The sequence below is a fragment of the Pseudomonas sp. 43(2021) genome, from assembly GCF_017490805.1.
Lineage (GTDB): Bacteria > Pseudomonadota > Gammaproteobacteria > Pseudomonadales > Pseudomonadaceae > Aquipseudomonas.
This window is the reverse complement of record NZ_JAFGYJ010000010.1, coordinates 74,367-90,943: the sequence shown is the minus strand read 5'-3', so window position 1 is coordinate 90,943 and position 16,577 is coordinate 74,367. Positions and strand designations below refer to the sequence as shown.

General features: G+C 64.8%; 14 protein-coding genes and 2 pseudogenes. 13 read left to right on the top strand and 3 right to left on the bottom strand.

The window, feature by feature from the left end:
• Positions 1–74 precede the first annotated feature (74 nt).
• Together J5M71_RS11175 and J5M71_RS11170 are read left to right on the top strand one after the other, a co-directional pair.
• Positions 75–1,007 carry an ABC transporter ATP-binding protein gene (locus J5M71_RS11175; RefSeq protein ID WP_207832221.1) on the top strand — a complete coding sequence of 311 codons (933 nt, stop codon included), beginning with the start codon at positions 75–77 and terminating at the stop codon, positions 1,005–1,007.
• Positions 1,004–1,783: an ABC transporter permease gene (locus J5M71_RS11170; protein WP_085625335.1), complete on the top strand. Its 780-nt coding sequence runs from the start codon at positions 1,004–1,006 to the stop codon at positions 1,781–1,783. The genes J5M71_RS11175 and J5M71_RS11170 overlap by 4 nt, the downstream gene beginning before the upstream one ends.
• Before the next feature lie 3 nt (positions 1,784–1,786).
• On the opposite strand, the pseudogene J5M71_RS11165 reads toward J5M71_RS11170, so the two are convergent.
• Positions 1,787–2,299 (bottom strand): annotated as a pseudogene (locus J5M71_RS11165) (DUF2062 domain-containing protein); the annotation flags it as partial.
• A 142-nt stretch (positions 2,300–2,441) separates the two neighbouring features.
• Here J5M71_RS11165 and J5M71_RS11160 point away from each other — a divergent pair.
• The 8 genes from J5M71_RS11160 to murB all read left to right on the top strand — a co-directional run bounded on the left by J5M71_RS11160 (position 2,442) and on the right by murB (position 9,377).
• Positions 2,442–4,655: a DNA internalization-related competence protein ComEC/Rec2 gene (locus J5M71_RS11160; RefSeq protein ID WP_207832217.1), complete on the top strand. Its 2,214-nt coding sequence runs from the start codon at positions 2,442–2,444 to the stop codon at positions 4,653–4,655.
• Positions 4,656–4,838: 183 nt separating this feature from the next.
• A complete protein-coding gene (locus J5M71_RS11155) occupies positions 4,839–5,474 on the top strand; it encodes a MotA/TolQ/ExbB proton channel family protein (protein ID WP_003259970.1) in 636 nt (211 codons plus the stop codon).
• Positions 5,471–5,905 (top strand): biopolymer transporter ExbD, encoded by a 435-nt coding sequence (locus J5M71_RS11150; RefSeq protein ID WP_046617071.1) that lies wholly within the window; start codon positions 5,471–5,473, stop codon positions 5,903–5,905. Before J5M71_RS11155 ends, J5M71_RS11150 begins: the two co-directional genes overlap by 4 nt.
• A complete protein-coding gene (lpxK, locus tag J5M71_RS11145) occupies positions 5,905–6,906 on the top strand; it encodes a tetraacyldisaccharide 4'-kinase (RefSeq protein WP_207832215.1) in 1,002 nt (333 codons plus the stop codon). Before J5M71_RS11150 ends, lpxK begins: the two co-directional genes overlap by 1 nt.
• A gap of 44 nt (positions 6,907–6,950) precedes the next feature.
• Positions 6,951–7,136 carry a Trm112 family protein gene (locus J5M71_RS11140; protein ID WP_011532874.1) on the top strand — a complete coding sequence of 62 codons (186 nt, stop codon included), beginning with the start codon at positions 6,951–6,953 and terminating at the stop codon, positions 7,134–7,136.
• The gene (gene kdsB, locus J5M71_RS11135; protein ID WP_207832213.1) at positions 7,133–7,897 is read left to right on the top strand and encodes a 3-deoxy-manno-octulosonate cytidylyltransferase; all 765 of its coding nucleotides are present in this window, start codon (positions 7,133–7,135) and stop codon (positions 7,895–7,897) included. Before J5M71_RS11140 ends, kdsB begins: the two co-directional genes overlap by 4 nt.
• Positions 7,897–8,361, top strand: coding sequence for a low molecular weight protein-tyrosine-phosphatase (locus J5M71_RS11130; RefSeq protein ID WP_063911712.1), 465 nt, complete (start codon positions 7,897–7,899; stop codon positions 8,359–8,361). Before kdsB ends, J5M71_RS11130 begins: the two co-directional genes overlap by 1 nt.
• Entirely contained in the window at positions 8,358–9,377 is a 1,020-nt protein-coding gene (murB, locus tag J5M71_RS11125) for a UDP-N-acetylmuramate dehydrogenase (RefSeq protein ID WP_207832211.1), read from the top strand. Before J5M71_RS11130 ends, murB begins: the two co-directional genes overlap by 4 nt.
• Positions 9,378–9,563: 186 nt before the next feature.
• Here murB and rne read toward each other — a convergent pair whose 3' ends face one another.
• A complete protein-coding gene (gene rne, locus J5M71_RS11120) occupies positions 9,564–12,779 on the bottom strand; it encodes a ribonuclease E (protein WP_207832209.1) in 3,216 nt (1,071 codons plus the stop codon).
• A 798-nt stretch (positions 12,780–13,577) separates the two neighbouring features.
• Between rne and rluC the strand changes: the two genes are divergently transcribed.
• From rluC to sppA, 3 genes are read left to right on the top strand one after another with little or no spacing between them, the layout of a single operon-like run.
• A complete protein-coding gene (gene rluC, locus J5M71_RS11115; RefSeq protein ID WP_013971570.1) occupies positions 13,578–14,534 on the top strand; it encodes a 23S rRNA pseudouridine(955/2504/2580) synthase RluC in 957 nt (318 codons plus the stop codon).
• A 3-nt stretch (positions 14,535–14,537) separates the two neighbouring features.
• A complete protein-coding gene (locus J5M71_RS11110) occupies positions 14,538–15,212 on the top strand; it encodes an HAD family hydrolase (RefSeq protein WP_207832206.1) in 675 nt (224 codons plus the stop codon).
• Between the two features lie 6 nt (positions 15,213–15,218).
• Positions 15,219–16,208 (top strand): signal peptide peptidase SppA, encoded by a 990-nt coding sequence (sppA, locus tag J5M71_RS11105; protein WP_207832204.1) that lies wholly within the window; start codon positions 15,219–15,221, stop codon positions 16,206–16,208.
• Positions 16,209–16,489: 281 nt separating this feature from the next.
• Here sppA and J5M71_RS11100 read toward each other — a convergent pair.
• A pseudogene (locus J5M71_RS11100) lies at positions 16,490–16,577 on the bottom strand (septum formation inhibitor Maf); the annotation flags it as partial.

The window sequence follows — 16,577 nt, the reverse complement described above, 5'->3', positions numbered from 1 at the left end:
CATTGGCCGCACTCACTGCGCCAGTGACTTCGCCTGGCGTGTCCTGCACCTTTTTCTTCGGTAAGTGACCCGCTATGAGTTCCGCCCTGTCCATTCGACAGCTGACCAAGACCTACAGCAATGGCTTTCAGGCCCTCAAAGGCATCGACCTCGATGTTGCCGAAGGCGACTTCTTCGCCTTGCTCGGCCCCAACGGTGCCGGCAAGTCCACCACCATCGGTATTCTCTCCACGCTGGTGAACAAGACCAGCGGCACGGTCAACGTGTTTGGCCACGATCTGGATCGCGAGCCCTCGGCGCTCAAGCGCTGCCTGGGCGTGGTGCCGCAGGAATTCAACTTCAACCAGTTCGAGAAAACCTTCGACATCGTCGTGACCCAGGCCGGCTACTACGGCATTCCGCCCAAGGTGGCGAAGGAGCGCGCCGAGCAGTACCTGACCCAGCTCGGCCTGTGGGACAAGCGCGACGTGCAGTCGCGTTCGCTGTCCGGCGGCATGAAGCGCCGCCTGATGATTGCCCGCGCGCTGATCCACGAGCCGCGCCTGCTGATTCTCGACGAGCCTACCGCGGGTGTGGACATCGAGCTGCGCCGCTCGATGTGGAGCTTTCTCACCGAGCTGAACCAGAAAGGCATCACCATCATCCTCACCACCCACTACCTGGAAGAGGCCGAGCAGCTGTGCCGTAACATCGGCATCATCGACCACGGCACCATCGTCGAGAACACCAGCATGCGCCAGTTGCTGGGCAAGCTGCATGTCGAAACCTTTGTCCTCGACATCAAGCAGGACCTGGCCACTGCACCGACGTTGCAGGGCTACCCGTGCCGGCTGCTGACCCCGCACACCCTGGAAGTGCAGGTGGACAAGGACATCGGCATCACCGCGCTGTTCGGCCAGCTGGCGCTGCAGAACATCGAGGTGCAGAGCCTGCGCAACAAGACCAACCGACTCGAGGAGCTGTTCGTGTCCCTGGTGGAAAAAAACCTGTCGAAGGTGGCCGTATGAGTGTGGAACTGCGCACCAACTGGGTCGCCCTGAACACCATCGTCTACCGCGAAGTGCGGCGCTTCCTGCGCATCTGGCCGCAGACCCTGCTACCGCCGGCAATCACCATGGTCCTGTACTTCGTCATCTTCGGTAACCTCATCGGCCGGCAGATCGGCGACATGGGTGGCTTCACCTACATGGAGTACATCGTGCCAGGGCTGATCATGATGTCGGTGATCACCAACTCCTACGGCAATGTGGTGTCGAGCTTCTTCGGCAGCAAGTTCCAGCGCTCGATCGAGGAACTGATGGTGTCGCCGGTATCGCCGCACACCATTCTCGTCGGCTATGTGCTGGGTGGCGTGTTGCGCGGCCTGGCGGTGGGCGTGATCGTGACCTTCCTGTCACTGTTCTTCACCCACCTGCAGGTGCACCACCTGGGCGTGACCGTAGCCGTGGTGCTGCTGACCGCTACCATCTTCTCGCTGCTGGGGTTCGTCAACGCGGTGTTCGCGCGCAACTTCGACGACATCTCGATCATCCCGACCTTCGTGCTGACGCCGCTGACCTACCTGGGCGGGGTGTTCTACTCGATCAATCTGCTGCCGCCGTTCTGGCAGACCGTGTCGCTGGCCAACCCGGTGCTGCACATGGTCAACTCGTTCCGCTACGGCATCCTAGGGGTGTCGGATATCAGCATTGGCACGGCGATTACCTTCATGCTGGTCGCCACCGCGGTGCTCTACCTGGTGTGCGTGCGCCTGCTGGTCAGCGGCCGCGGCATGCGTGCCTGAGGCCTTGCACCGGCATTGGCGGCGACGCCACTGCCGGCCTACCCACCAGCGCCAGTAGAACATGGTGGTGAAGTAGCCAAGTATGCCCAGCACCACGCCGCACACCACCGAGCCGAGCAGGAAGGGCTGCCACAGCGTCGACAGCTGGTCGGTGATCCACTGGAACGTCAACTCGTCGGGCAGGGTGCGCGGCGGTACCTGCATCAGCCAGGCGCCGGTCATGTAGGTGACGAAGAACACCGGTGGCATGGTCAGCGGGTTGGTCAGCCATACCAGGCTGACCGCGATCGGCAGGTTGCCGCGCAGCGGAATGGCCAGCGCGGCGGCCAGCAGCATCTGCGCCGGCATCGGGATAAGCGCCGCGAACAGGCCGACGCCCATGGCCCTCGCCACCGAATGGCGATTCAGATGCCAGAGGTTCGGGTCGTGCAGCAACTTGCCGAAAAAGCGTAAGGACTTGTGTTCCCGAATACTGGTCGGGTCCGGCATGTAGCGTTTGAAAAGTCGGCGCGGCATGTAGGCTCCCGGAGCGTTTATCCCGGCAGTATGCCCTGATTCCCGCTCAGCCTCGTTTAGAGTTTGTGACAATTGTTGAGCAAGCATTGCCGCCAGTTGGGCTATGCCTCAGAAGGTGATTTCGCTTCTGGAGCTCTACTTCATGCGCACAGGGATGTTTGCGCTCGCGCTCGGGTTATTGTGCCTGGGCGTTCTCCCCGCATTGCCATCGGTCGGATGGCTGATATCGCTGGCTGTCTGCGCTGCCGTCAGCCTGTTTACCCGCGTTTGGCCGTTGGGCTGCTTGCTGCTGGGCTTGTGTTGGGCTTGCTGGTCTGCCCAGCAGGCAATTGATAATCGCCTGGCTGCTGGCCTGGATGGTCGCACCTTGTGGCTGGAGGGGCGGGTGGTCGGCTTGCCGACCAGCACTGCGCAAGGCGTGCGCTTCGAGTTGGAGGCGCCACGTTCACGGCGGGCCGAACTGCCGCAACGTCTGCAACTGAGCTGGTTTGACGGGCCACCACTGCGGGCGGGCGAGCAGTGGCGACTGGCCGTGACCTTGCAGCGCCCGGCCGGGCTGCTCAACCCGCATGGGCCGGATCGTGAGGCGCAATTGCTGGCGCGGCGGGTCGGTGCCACCGGTACGGTCAAGGCCGGGCAGTTGCTGGCGCCGGTTGCCGGTGGTTGGCGCGACACGCTGCGCCAGCGTCTGCTGGCCGTCGAGGCCAATGACCGGCAGGCAGCGTTGGTGGCACTGGTGCTTGGTGACGGGGCGGGGTTGGCGCGGGAGGACTGGCAAACGTTGCAGGCCACCGGCACGGTGCACTTGCTGGTGATTTCTGGCCAGCACATTGGCCTGGTTGCCGGCTTGCTGTATGGCCTGGTCGCCGGGCTGGCGCGCTGGGGCCTGTGGCCGGCACGGTTGCCGTGGTTACCTTGGGCTTGCAGTCTGGCCATGGCCGCAGCGTTGGCCTACGGCTGGCTGGCCGGTGCAGGCGTGCCGGTGCAGCGGGCCTGCCTGATGCTGGCCGTGGTGTTGCTCTGGCGCCTGCGTTATCGCCACCTTGGTGCAACACTGCCGCTGTTGCTGGCGCTGATCGCGGTGCTGCTGGTCGAACCGTTGGCGGCGCTGTTGCCCGGGTTCTGGTTGTCGTTTACTGCAGTGGCCACGCTTGTCTATTGCTTCAGCGCCCGCTTGGGCGGCTGGCGGCCATGGCAGGCCTGGACGCGGGCGCAATGGGTGATGGCCATCGGTTTGCTGCCTGTGCTGTTGGCCACGGGCTTGCCAGTGAGCCTGAGTGCGCCGCTGGCCAACCTTGTGGCGGTGCCGTGGATCAGCCTGGCGGTGTTGCCTTTGGCGTTGCTGGGTACGTTACTGCTGCCGTTGGGTGGGTTAGGGGAGGCGGTGCTCTGGTTGGCAGGTGGCCTGCTGGATCTACTGTTCCAGCTGCTGGCGCTGGTGGCGCAGCAACGGCCTGCATGGGTGCCGCCGGCCTTGCCATTGTGGGCCTGGCTGCTGGTCTGCCTGGGTGCGCTGCTGGTTTTGATGCCCCATGGCGTACCCCTGCGCGGGTTGGGGGGCGTGATGCTACTGGCGCTGTGGGTGCCCCGGGAGACGGTACCGTTCGGCCAGGTCGAGGTCTGGCAGCTGGACGTCGGCCAAGGCTTGGCGGTGCTGTTGCGTACCCGCCATCGCAACATGCTGTACGACGCCGGGCCGGCCAGAGGCGAGAGCGACCTGGGCGAGCGGGTGGTGTTGCCGACCTTGCGCAAGCTGGGCGTGGGTAGCCTGGATTTGATGCTGGTCAGTCATGCCCATGCCGATCATGCCGGTGGTGCTGGCGCAATCCAGCGTGGTCTGCCGGTCAACCGGGTGGTCGGTGGCGAAGTGCTGGAAGACATCCAACTGCAACCTTGTGCCAGTGGCGAGCAATGGACGTGGGATGGCGTGCGCTTTTCGCTGTGGCGCTGGGCTGATGGGCGCAGCAGCAATGACCGCTCTTGTGTGCTGTTGGTCGAGGCGCGGGGTGAGCGGTTGTTGCTGGCGGGGGATATGGAAGCCGGTGCCGAACGGGCCTGGCTGGCGGCCCACGAAGTACCGCGTATCGACTGGTTGCAGTCGCCGCACCATGGCAGCCGCAGTTCGTCCAGCGAGGCCTTCATCCGCGCCACGGCACCGCGCGGGGTGCTGATTTCGCGGGGGCGCAACAATAGCTTCGGGCACCCGCATGCGCAGGTGGTCGAGCGTTATCGGCGGCATGGGATGGTGATACATGACACGGCCGAGCAAGGGGCGTTGCGGTTGGTGCTGGGGAGGCAGGGGGAAGTTGAGGGGGTGAGGGAGCAGCGGCGGTTTTGGCGGGTTCGGGCACCGTGAGGTGCATTGGCTTGCAGGTGCTTGCCATTACATTTCCAGCGCCTGTCGTGGCGAGCACCTGCCGGCCCTGATGCCAACCCAAGGCATACCCATCTGGCCTCCACCAATTCCCTGACCTCCGGCAGATGAGCCCCCGGCGCGCCTATGGTAGAGTGGCGGCCTTTTTCCGAAGGGGCGTTTACTGTGTGGGAATTGGTCAAGTCCGGTGGTTGGATGATGCTGCCGATCATTCTGAGCTCCATCGCTGCCATGGCTATCGTCGTCGAGCGCCTGTGGACCCTGCGCGTCAGCCGCGTCACCCCGCCGCACCTGCTCGGCCAGGTGTGGATATGGATCAAGGACAAGCAACTGACCAGTGACAAGCTCAAGGCGCTGCGCGCCGATTCGCCACTGGGCGAAATCCTCGCCGCCGGCCTGGCCAACTCACGCCATGGCCGCGAAATCATGAAGGAATGCATCGAGGAGGCCGCCTCGCGCGTCATCCACGAACTCGAACGCTACATCAGCACTCTCGGCACCATCGCCGCCATGGCCCCGCTGCTGGGCCTGCTGGGCACCGTGCTGGGCATGATCGATATCTTCAGCGCCTTCATGGGCTCGCAGATGACTGCCAACGCCGCCGTGCTGGCCGGTGGTATCTCCAAGGCCCTGGTCACCACCGCGGCCGGCCTGATGGTCGGTATCCCGGCGGTGTTCTTCCACCGTTTCCTGCTGCGCCGCATCGACGAGCTGGTGGTGGGCATGGAGCAGGAGGCGATCAAGCTGGTGGAAGTGATCCAGGGTGACCGTGAAGTGGAAGTGGCCGGAGGCAAGGCGTGAAGTTCCGGCGCAATCGCCAGCGGGAAAACGTCGACATCAACCTGGCGTCGCTGATTGACGTGGTGTTCGTCCTGCTGCTGTTCTTCGTGGTCACTACCACCTTCACCCGCGAGACCCAACTGCGCGTCGAGCTGCCCGAAGCCGCCAGCGCCGAGCAGGCGCCACCCGACCAGGGCAAGCTGGTGGAGATCACCATCAGCGCCGAAGGCGTGTACTCGGTGAACAACCACCTGCTGCCCAAGAGCGACCTGGCTACCCTGAGCGAAGCGATCGAGCGTGAGTCGGGCGGCGACAACAAGCTGCCGCTGGCCATCAGTGCCGACGGCAAGACCCCGCACCAGGCGGTGGTCACCGCGATGGATGCCGCCGGCAAGCTCGGTTTCAGCCAGTTGCGCATGACCACCGTCGAGGCGGCCCAGGGCACGCCTTGATGGCCTTCGCCGACCGTCTGCTCGCCGCCTGGTACGCCGGGCACCCGGCCTTGGCGCTGCTGCGCCCGCTGGAGGCGCTGTATCGCCGTGTGGTCACGCGCAAGCGGGCGCGTTTTCTCAGTGGCGAAAGTGCCAGCTACCGGGCCCCGGTGCCGGTCATCGTGGTGGGTAACATCACCGTGGGTGGTACCGGCAAGACGCCGATGATCCTTTGGCTGATCGAGCACTGCCGGCAGCAGGGGCTGAAGGTGGGCGTGGTCAGCCGTGGCTATGGCGCCAGGCCGCCGCAGCTACCCTGGCGCGTGCGGGCCGATCAGGCGGCCGGGCAGGCCGGCGACGAACCACTGCTGATCGTGCAGCGCACCGGCGTGCCGCTGATGATCGACCCCGACCGCTCCCGCGCCGTGCAGGCACTGCTGGCCAGCGAACCCCTCGACCTGATCCTGTGTGACGACGGCATGCAGCACTACCGCCTGGCACGCGACCTGGAGCTGGTGCTGATCGATGCCGCCCGTGGCCTGGGCAATGGCCGCTGCCTGCCGGCGGGGCCGTTGCGTGAGCCGGCCGAGCGCCTGCACGAGGCTGATGCGGTGCTGTTCAACGGCGCCAGCGCAGACCGCGCCGATGGCTTCGGCTTCCGCCTGCAGCCGTCCGCCCTGGTCAACCTGCGCAGTGGCGAGCGGCGCGCGCTTGACCACTTCCCCGCAGGCCAACGCCTGCACGCGGTGGCCGGTATCGGCAACCCGCAACGTTTCTTCAATACCCTGCTGGGGCTAAACTGGCAGCCGGTGCCGCATCCCTTTGCCGACCACGCGCAGTTCAGTGCCCAGAGCCTGGCCTTCAACCCGCCGCTGCCGTTGGTCATGACCGAGAAGGATGCGGTGAAATGCCGGGCCTTCGCCGCTGACGACTGGTGGTACCTGGCCGTCGAGGCGCAGCCTACGCCGGCTTTCAGCGCCTGGTTCGACAACCAGTTGCAACGCTTGCTGCGCAAGCCCTGAGCCCGTTTTCAATTTCCGGCCACCTGGCCTAAAGGAAGTCTCCAATGGACACCAAACTGCTCGATATCCTGGCCTGCCCGATCACCAAGGGCCCGCTCAAGCTCAGTGCCGACAAGACCGAGCTGATCAGCAAGGGCGCGGGCCTGGCCTACCCGATCCGCGATGGCATCCCGGTCATGCTGGAAAGCGAGGCACGTACCCTGACCGACGAAGAGCGTCTGGACAAATGAGCCTGGATTTCACCGTGGTGATCCCCGCCCGGCTGCGCTCCACGCGCCTGCCGGGCAAGCCATTGCTGCCGATCGCCGGCAAGCCGATGGTGCAGCATGTGTGGGAACAGGCGCGCAAGAGCGGTGCCAGCCGTGTGGTCATCGCCACCGACGATGCCAGCATCCTCGAAGCCTGCCAGGCCTTCGGCGCCGAAGTGCTGATGACCCGTGCCGACCATGAGTCCGGCACCGACCGTCTGGCCGAAGTGGCCGCACATCTGGGCCTGCCGGCCGATGCCATCGTGGTCAACGTGCAGGGCGACGAGCCGTTGATCCCGCCGGTGATCATCGACCAGGTGGCGGCCAATCTGGCGGCCCACCCGGAAGCCGGCATCGCCACCCTGGCCGAACCGGTCCATGAGCCGGAAACCGTATTCAACCCCAACGCGGTCAAGGTAGTCAGCGACAAGAACGGCCTGGCCCTGACTTTCAGCCGCGCACCGCTGCCCTGGGCCCGCGATGCGTTTGCCAAGGACCGCAACGCGCTGCCAGAAGGCGTGCCGTATCGTCGGCACATCGGCATGTACGCTTACCGCGTCGGCTTCCTGCAGGACTTCGTCAGCTGGGGCCCGTGCTGGCTCGAACAGACCGAAGCGCTGGAGCAGCTGCGTGCCCTGTGGCATGGCGTGCGCATCCACGTCGAAGACGCCATCGAGGCGCCTGCCGTGGGTGTGGATACCCCTGAAGACCTGGAGCGCGTTCGGCGCTTGCTGGAGGCCTGATGCGCGTCCTGTTCGTCTGCCTTGGCAACATCTGCCGTTCGCCCACCGCCGAAGGCGTGCTGCGCCATCAATTGCAGGCTGCCGGGCTTGCCGACCGGGTACATGTGGCCTCGGCCGGCACCGGCGACTGGCACGTTGGCAAGGCGCCTGACAGCCGCACCTGCAAGGCGGCGCTGGCGCGCGGGTACGACCTGTCGCAGCAGCGCGCCCAGCAGGTCAAGGCGGCGCATTTTGCCGAGTACGACCTGATTCTGGCCATGGACGAGAGCAACCTCGGCCACTTGCGTGCGATGCGCCCGCACACGGCAGTGGCGGAGCTCGACCTGTTCCTGCGCCGCTATGGCGCAGCGCTGGATGAAGTACCAGACCCGTACTACGGCGGGGCCGACGGCTTCGAGCAGGTGCTCGACCTGGTTGAAGCGGCGTGCCAGGCGCTGGTGCTGGAAATCAAGGGGCGGCTATGACAGTGCAGTGGCAGGAGCAGGTATCGCTCAAGCCGTACAACACCTTTGGCATCGATGTGAAGGCGCGCTATTTCAGCCCGGCACACGATGACCAGGAGGTGCGCCAGGCATTGAGCCAGGCGCAGCAACGCGGCTTGCCGGTGCTGGTGATTGGCGGCGGTAGCAATTTGCTGCTGACCGGTGATATCGATGCGTTGGTGCTGCACATGGCCAGCCGTGGCCGGCGTGTGCTCAGCGACGATGGCGAACGTATCGTGGTCGAGGCCGAGGCTGGTGAGCCGTGGCACCCATTCGTGCAGTGGACTCTGGCGCAGGGATATTGCGGGCTGGAGAACCTCAGCCTGATCCCTGGCACCGTGGGCGCCGCGCCGATGCAGAACGTGGGCGCCTATGGGGTGGAAATCAAGGACGTGTTCGTCGGCCTGACCGCCCTGCACCGCGAGACCGGCGAGTTGCGTGACTTCGGCCTGGTGGAATGTGCCTTCGGGTATCGCGACAGCCTGTTCAAGCGCAACCCCGGGCGTTGGTTGATCCTGCGTGTGCGCTTTGCCTTGCATCGCACGTTGCAGGCCCGCCTGGACTACGGCCCGGTGCGCCAGCGCCTGGCAGAGCAAGGCGTGACCGAGCCGACCGCGCAGGCGATCAGCGAGGCGATCTGCAGCATTCGCCGCGAGAAGCTGCCAGACCCGGCTGAGCTGGGTAATGCCGGGAGCTTCTTCAAGAACCCGGTGGTATCGGCTGAACAGGTCGAGCGTATTCGTGCGCAATACCCGGGGGTGGTGGCTTATCCCCAGGCCGATGGCCAGGTGAAGCTGGCGGCGGGCTGGTTGATCGAACAGGCTGGCTGGAAGGGCCATCGCGAGGGGGATGCCGGAGTGCATCGTTTGCAGTCGCTGGTGCTGGTCAACTATGGCCAGGCGAGCGGGGCGCAGATGCATGCGCTGGCACGGCGGATCCAGGCCGATATCCTCGAGCGGTTCGGGGTCGAGCTGGAGATGGAGCCTAACCTCTACTGATTCATTGCCTGGGCTGGCCCTTTCGCGGCTAAAGCCGCTCCCACAGGGACCTCACAGGGCCTGAGGGTAGTGAGGTCCCTGTGGGAGCGGGTTTACCCGCGAAGAGGTCGGTACAGGCAAAACGCCTAGCCAAGAAAAAGCCCCGCCAGTTTGCACTGGCGGGGCTTTTTCATTCAGCCTTGGCTATCAACCGTGATGAGGCTTGTGCTCATCGGCGGCTTCCAGGGCTGGCTCCTCGGCGGCTGCAGCAGCTTCCTGCGCGGCTTTGGCGGCAGCCTCGGCCTCGCGCTTGCGGCGACGCACTTCACGCGGGTCGTTCGGCGCGCGGCCGTTGGCCAGCATGACAGTGGCAGGCTCCACCGCCGCAGGGGCTTCGACCGGTGCAGGCTCGACGACCACTGGGGCAGGCTCGGCCACCACTTCTGGCTGGGCTTCGACAACCGGGGCAGGTTGCTCGGCAACCGGAGCAGCTTCGACCACGGCCGGGGCCTGTTCGATTTCACCGGCCTCGACGGCAGGTGCTTCTACCGGTGCTTCGGCAACCACCGCCGGCTCGGCAGCAGGTGCCGCCTCAACCACCGGCTGTGGAACGACTTCGACCACCGGCTCGGCAGTTGCCTCGATCACGGCCACAGGCTCGCTGACCGGCTGCTCGACCACCGGGGCCACGGCCACTTCTTCAGCCTTGGCGGCAGCTTCGACCTGCTCGACCTTCTCAGCCTGCTCGACCGGCTGGGCGACTTCGGCGGTGGCAAGCTCGGCCTGCTGGTTGGCCTGGGCTTCGGCGTCGGCGCTGATGTTGCTGCTGGCGACAGCGGCAGTCACGGCCAGGCCTGCGGCCAGTTCTGCACCCAGCTCGGTGGCCTGGTGCGGTTGTGGCTGCTCTTCGCCGCCTTCTTCTTCGCTGCCGTCGATCAGTTCGCCATTGGCGTTGCGCTGACGCTCACGACGGTTGCTGCGACGACGCTGGCCACGGGAGCGGCGGCGCGGGCGCTCGCCATCGGTGCCTTCCTGTTCGTCCTGCAGCAGTTCTTCGTTCGGCAGTTGCTCTTCGGCCAGTTCGGCAGCCTGCTCGGCGGCTTCTTCGGCTACGCGTGGCTGACGCTCCTCGCGTGGTGGGCGTGGGGCGCGTTCTTCGCGTGGAGCACGCTCTTCACGAGGTGCACGTTCCTCACGAGGTGCGCGCTCTTCACGTGGGGCACGTTCTTCACGTGGAGCACGTTCTTCGCGAGGTGCGCGTTCTTCACGCGGTGCACGTTCTTCACGCGGTGCACGTTCTTCACGTGGTGCGCGTTCTTCGCGTGGAGCACGTTCTTCACGGGCTACACGTTCCTCGCGCGGCTGACGTTCTTCACGTTCGGCAGGGGTGGCGTCCAGTGGCTCGCGCAGTTCGCGCACGCGCTCTTCGCCACGGTTGCCGCGGCGGTCTTCGCGTGGCTGGCGTGGTGCACGCTCTTCGCGTGGCGCACGCTCTTCGCGCGGGGCACGTTCCTCACGTGGTTGGCGCTCTTCGCGCGGCGTGCGCTCGGCACGTTCTTCACGTGGCTTGCGCTCTTCGTCGCGGCGGCCGTTGCGGTTGCGGGTCTGTTGGCGGCCGTTGCGGCGTTCTTCGTTGCGTGGGCTGCGCTCGGTGGCCGGTTTCTCGGCGGCGGTGACAACCGGCGCGGCAGCAGGCTCTTCCTTGGCGGCGAACAGGCTTACCAGCGACTTCACCAGGCCCTTGAACAGGCTTGGCTCCGGAGCGGCCGGGGCAGGTGCGACCGGGGCAGGCTGCGGCTCTTCAACAGCGGCTGGTACCGGCGCGTTGGCGCGGGCCGGGGCGGTCTTGACCGCAGCTTCCTGGCGTACCAGCGTGCGGGTGGCGGTCGGCTGCGGCGCTTCTTCGGTTTCGGCGGCGGCGATCTCGTAGCTGGACTGGTTGCTCAGCACTTCCGGGTTGTCGTCGCGCAGGCGCTGGACTTCGAAGTGCGGGGTTTCCAGGTGATCGTTCGGCAGGATGATGATGCGCGCACGGGTACGCAGTTCGATCTTGGTGATCGAGTTGCGCTTCTCGTTGAGCAGGAAGGCAGCCACCGGGATTGGCACCTGGGCGCGAACTTCGGCGGTGCGGTCCTTCAGGGCTTCTTCTTCGATCAGGCGCAGGATGGCCAGCGACAGCGATTCGACGTCACGGATAATGCCGGTGCCGGAGCAGCGTGGGCAGACGATGCCGCTGCTTTCGCCCAGCGACGGGCGCAGGCGCTGGCGGGACATTTCCAGCAGGCCGAAGCGCGAGATGCGGCCGACCTGGACGCGGGCGCGGTCGGCTTCCAGGCACTCGCGAACACGTTCTTCAACGGCGCGCTGGTTTTTCGCCGGGGTCATGTCGATGAAGTCGATGACGATCAGGCCGCCGATGTCACGCAGGCGCAGTTGGCGGGCGATTTCCTCGGCCGCTTCCAGGTTGGTCTGCAGGGCGGTTTCTTCGATGTCGCTGCCTTTGGTGGCGCGCGCCGAGTTGATGTCGATGGACACCAGGGCTTCGGTCGGGTCGATCACGATCGAGCCGCCGGACGGCAGGTCGACCACGCGCTGGAAGGCGGTTTCGATCTGGCTTTCGATCTGGAAGCGGTTGAACAGCGGCACGCTGTCTTCGTACAGCTTGACCTTGCTGGCGTACTGCGGCATCACCTGGCGGATGAAGGTCAGGGCTTCTTCCTGGGCATCGATGCTGTCGATCAGCACTTCACCGATGTCCTGGCGCAGGTAGTCGCGGATGGCGCGGATGATGACGTTGCTTTCCTGGTAGATCAGGAATGGCGCGGCGCGGTCCTGGGACGCTTCCTTGATGGCGGTCCACAGTTGCAGCAGGTAGTCGAGGTCCCACTGCATTTCTTCGCTGCTGCGGCCAAGGCCGGCAGTGCGCACGATCAGGCCCATGTCGCCCGGTACGGTCAGGCCGTTCAGGGCTTCACGCAGTTCGTTGCGCTCTTCGCCTTCGATGCGGCGGGAGATGCCACCGGCGCGCGGATTGTTCGGCATCAGCACCAGGTAGCGGCCGGCCAGGCTGATGAAGGTAGTGAGGGCGGCGCCTTTGTTGCCACGCTCTTCCTTCTCGACCTGGACGATGACTTCCTGGCCTTCGCTCAGTACTTCCTTGATGTTGACCCGCCCTTCGGGGGTTTTCTTGAAGTATTCGCGGGAGATTTCTTTCAGCGGCAGGAAGCCGTGACGTTCGGAGCCGAAGTCGACGAAGGCGGCTTCGAGGCTGGGTTCGATGCGGGTGATCTTGCCTTTGTAGATGTTGGCCTTTTTCTGCTCGCGCGCGCCGGACTCGATGTCCAGGTCGTAGAGACGTTGGCCGTCCACCAGGGCTACACGCAACTCTTCGGGTTGAGTCGCGTTAATCAGCATTCTTTTCATGTTGTACCGTCGGTTTCCGGGCTGCCGGAAACGGCGTTCGGCACACACGACGTCTCATGGTCGGTGCCAAGGTGCGCAAAGGGTGGCCGGGCCACCCCCGTGTCGAGCAACGTTCGGCACCAGCCGGTTGCCCAGCCTGCCGTTGTCGCGACGACGCGTCCTGTTTGCTGCGGTGCCAACAAGGCCCCGGTGGCTTCGAATTGGAATCCGAATCAACCAAGCGGGCCTTGTGCACTCAGTCAGGAGGAGGAATCAACCGTCAGCCGTGGACGCCCGGGGGCATCTGTTCAGGACCTTATCCGCTCGCCAGCCGTTCAGTGGGCTGGTGGGCCGGACGCGGTGCTACACGGTCCGAGGGCTGTGCATCTCCACCCTGCACGTATCCCTGATAATTCGGGTGCTGCCGCGCGCTGAATCCGCAACGGGTTGCATTTTTCGCCAGCGCAGGTTCTGCGCTGGCGCCATTCATGTCCAAGGCAGGTATTTCCGAAGCATTCGCCGGGCGTTGCGTGGAAGCGACGGGGCGGGCAGAGGTGCAGCGAAAAGAATCGGGTAAGCAGGTGAAACACCGCACTTGTCGTTTTTTTCGGTCTTCTCTACACAGCGCTGGTGGCGATTCCAGGCAATTCGGTAAACTGGCGAAAACCCCGTAGGACGGCCTCGCGTCCTGGAGAATTGCGTTGGTCAGGGGCCGGCTGGAAGCCTGGTGCCGCTGGCCTGCCGCTTTTGGCGGCGTTCGCGACTATAGCAGCAATGATTAAGTGCTTCAATTCCATAAAAAATTGTTATGATCCCGCCATGACGACCAATACCCCTCCGACTTCCGGCGTTCAGCTGATCGAAGTCGCGCCGGAACTTGCCGGCCAACGCATCGACAATTTCCTCATCACGGCCCTCAAGGGCGTGCCCAAGACCTTGGTCTACCGCATCCTGCGCAAGGGTGAAGTACGGGTCAACAAGGGGCGCGTCAAGCCAGAGTACAAGATCCAGGCCGGCGATATCGTGCGGGTACCGCCCGTCCGCCTGCCGGAACGTGACGAACCGGCGCCGGTGGCCCAGGGCCTGCTGCAGCGCCTGGAGGCGGCCATCGTCTACGAAGACAAGGCGCTGATCGTGATGAACAAGCCGGCCGGCATCGCCGTGCATGGCGGCAGCGGCCTGAGTTTCGGCGTGATCGAGGCGCTGCGCCAGTTGCGCCCGGACGCCAAGGAGCTGGAGCTGGTGCATCGCCTGGACCGCGATACCTCCGGCCTGCTGATGATCGCCAAGAAGCGCAGCATGCTGCGCCACTTGCACGCCGCGCTGCGCGGTGATGGTGTCGACAAGCGCTACATGGCGCTGGTGCGCGGCCATTGGCCGACCTCGAAGAAGCAGGTCAGTGCGCCGTTGCTCAAGAGCAACCTGCGTTCCGGCGAGCGCATGGTCGAGGTGAACGACGAGGGCAAAGAGGCGCTGACCCTGTTCCGCGTGCTGCGCCGCTTCGGCGAGTTCGCCACCATTGTCGAGGCGCGCCCGATCACCGGTCGTACTCACCAGATCCGCGTGCACACCCTGCATGCCGGGCATATGATCGCTGGCGACAGCAAATATGGCGACGAAGACTTCAGCCGCGAGATTCGCGACCTGGGCGGCAAGCGCCTGTTCCTGCATGCCTACGCGCTGACCGTGCCGCTGCCGGACGGTGGTGAGCTGAAGCTCGAAGCGCCGGTGGATGAAGTCTGGGCGAAAACCGTTGAGCGTCTGAGTGCGTCCTGACCTATGAAAAAAGGCTATGAGCTACTGATCTTCGACTGGGACGGCACCTTGGCCGACTCTATCGGGCGTATCGTCGAGGCCATGAACGCCGCCGCCGAGCGTGCCGGTGAGGCGCAAAGCAGCGAGGCTGCGGTCAAGGGCATCATCGGCCTGGCCCTGGGCGAGGCGATCCACACCCTGTACCCGCACCTGGCGCCGGCGCAGGTCGAAAGCTTCCGTCAGCACTATGCCGATATCTACATGGCTCTGGACCAGCAGCCGTCGCCGCTGTTCGAGGGTGTGGTCGAGTCGCTGGATGCCTTCCGTGCCGAGGGTTACCGCCTGGCGGTGGCCACCGGCAAGGCGCGTCGTGGGCTGGACCGGGTGCTCAAGGCCAATGGCTGGGAGCAGTTCTTCGACATCACCCGCGCTGCCGACGAGACCCGCGGCAAGCCGCATCCGCGGATGCTCGAGGAAATCCTCGGCCATTGCGCTGTCGAACCGGGGCGCGCGCTGATGGTTGGCGATTCGGCATTCGACCTGCAGATGGCCAGCAATGCCGGCATGCATTCGGTGGCCGTGGGCTATGGTGCCATGTCGTTGCAGGCGCTGGCCGAGTTTGGTCCGCAGGTGTGCATTGATCATTTCTCCCAGTTGCGTGAGTGGCTGGGTGGTTCCGCAATTCCATTTCCAAGGTAGGTAAGCATGGCAGACGAATGGAAAGCCCCCGAGGCCGAACCCGAGGAGCGCGAAGAGCGCAAGAGCTGGAAGCTGCTGGAAAAGACCCTGCTGGCAGGTGTTCAGGAGCAGCGACGGGCGCGACGCTGGGGGATCTTCTTCAAGTTGCTGACCTTCGTCTACCTGTTCGGCATCCTGGCCTTGTTCACACCGTTGATGGACATGGACAAGGCGGCGTCGCGCAGTGCCAGCCATACCGCGCTGGTCGAGGTGCGCGGGGTGATTGCCGACCAGGAGCCTGCCAGTGCCGACAATATCGTCAAGAGCCTGCGCGAGGCCTTCAAGGACAGCAAGACCAAGGCTGTGGTGATGCGTATCAACAGCCCGGGCGGCAGCCCGGTGCAGTCGGGTTACGTGTATGACGAAATCCGCCGCTTGCGTGCCGAATACCCGGCTATCAAGCTGTATGCGGTCATCACCGACCTTGGCGCTTCCGGTGCCTACTACATCGCCAGTGCGGCGGACGAGATCTATGCCGACAAGGCCAGTCTGGTGGGCTCGATTGGTGTGACAGCGGCTGGTTATGGCTTTGTCGGCACCATGGAGAAGCTAGGTGTGGAGCGGCGTACCTACACTGCGGGCGAGCACAAGGCCTTCCTCGATCCGTTCTCGCCGCAGAAGCCGGAAGAGACCGAGTTCTGGCAGGGCGTGCTGAACACCACGCACCAGCAGTTCATTGCCATGGTCAAGCAGGGGAGGGGTGATCGGCTCAAGGACAAGGAGCACCCGGAGCTGTTCAGTGGCCTGGTCTGGTCGGGTGAGCAGGCCAAGGAGCTGGGCCTGGTGGATGGGCTGGGCAGTGCCAGCTATGTGGCGCGTGAGATCGTGGGTGAGAAGGAGCTGGTGGACTTCACTGTGCAGGAATCGGCGCTCGATCGCTTCTCCAAGCGCGTGGGGGCCAGCGTGGCTGAGCGCCTGGCGATGTGGATGGGGTTCCAGGGGCCGCAGTTGCGCTGAGGGTTCGTCGCCCGTTTTGCTGTGTTTGTGAGATCGAGCGCCGCCCGCGCGGCGCATCGCGAGCGAAGCTCGCTCCTACATCTGTTTCGGGCCAATTATTCCTGAGGGTGCAGGCGTGCGGCCCCTTGGCTTCCGTCTCGATATCGTGTCGGGCAAACAGGGCGGTCGCGCGCGCTGGCGCAGGCGTTACTGGCCCGAAACAAATGTAGGAGCGAGCTTCGCTCGCGATGCGCCGCGCGGGCGGCGCTCGATCTCGCAGGCGCTAAAAATCTCAAGGCGGGTTACGGAATCACCACCCCTTCCTTGGTCAACATATCCACCAGCCGAATCAGCGGCAGCCCAATCAGGCTGGTCGCATCGCACCCGTGT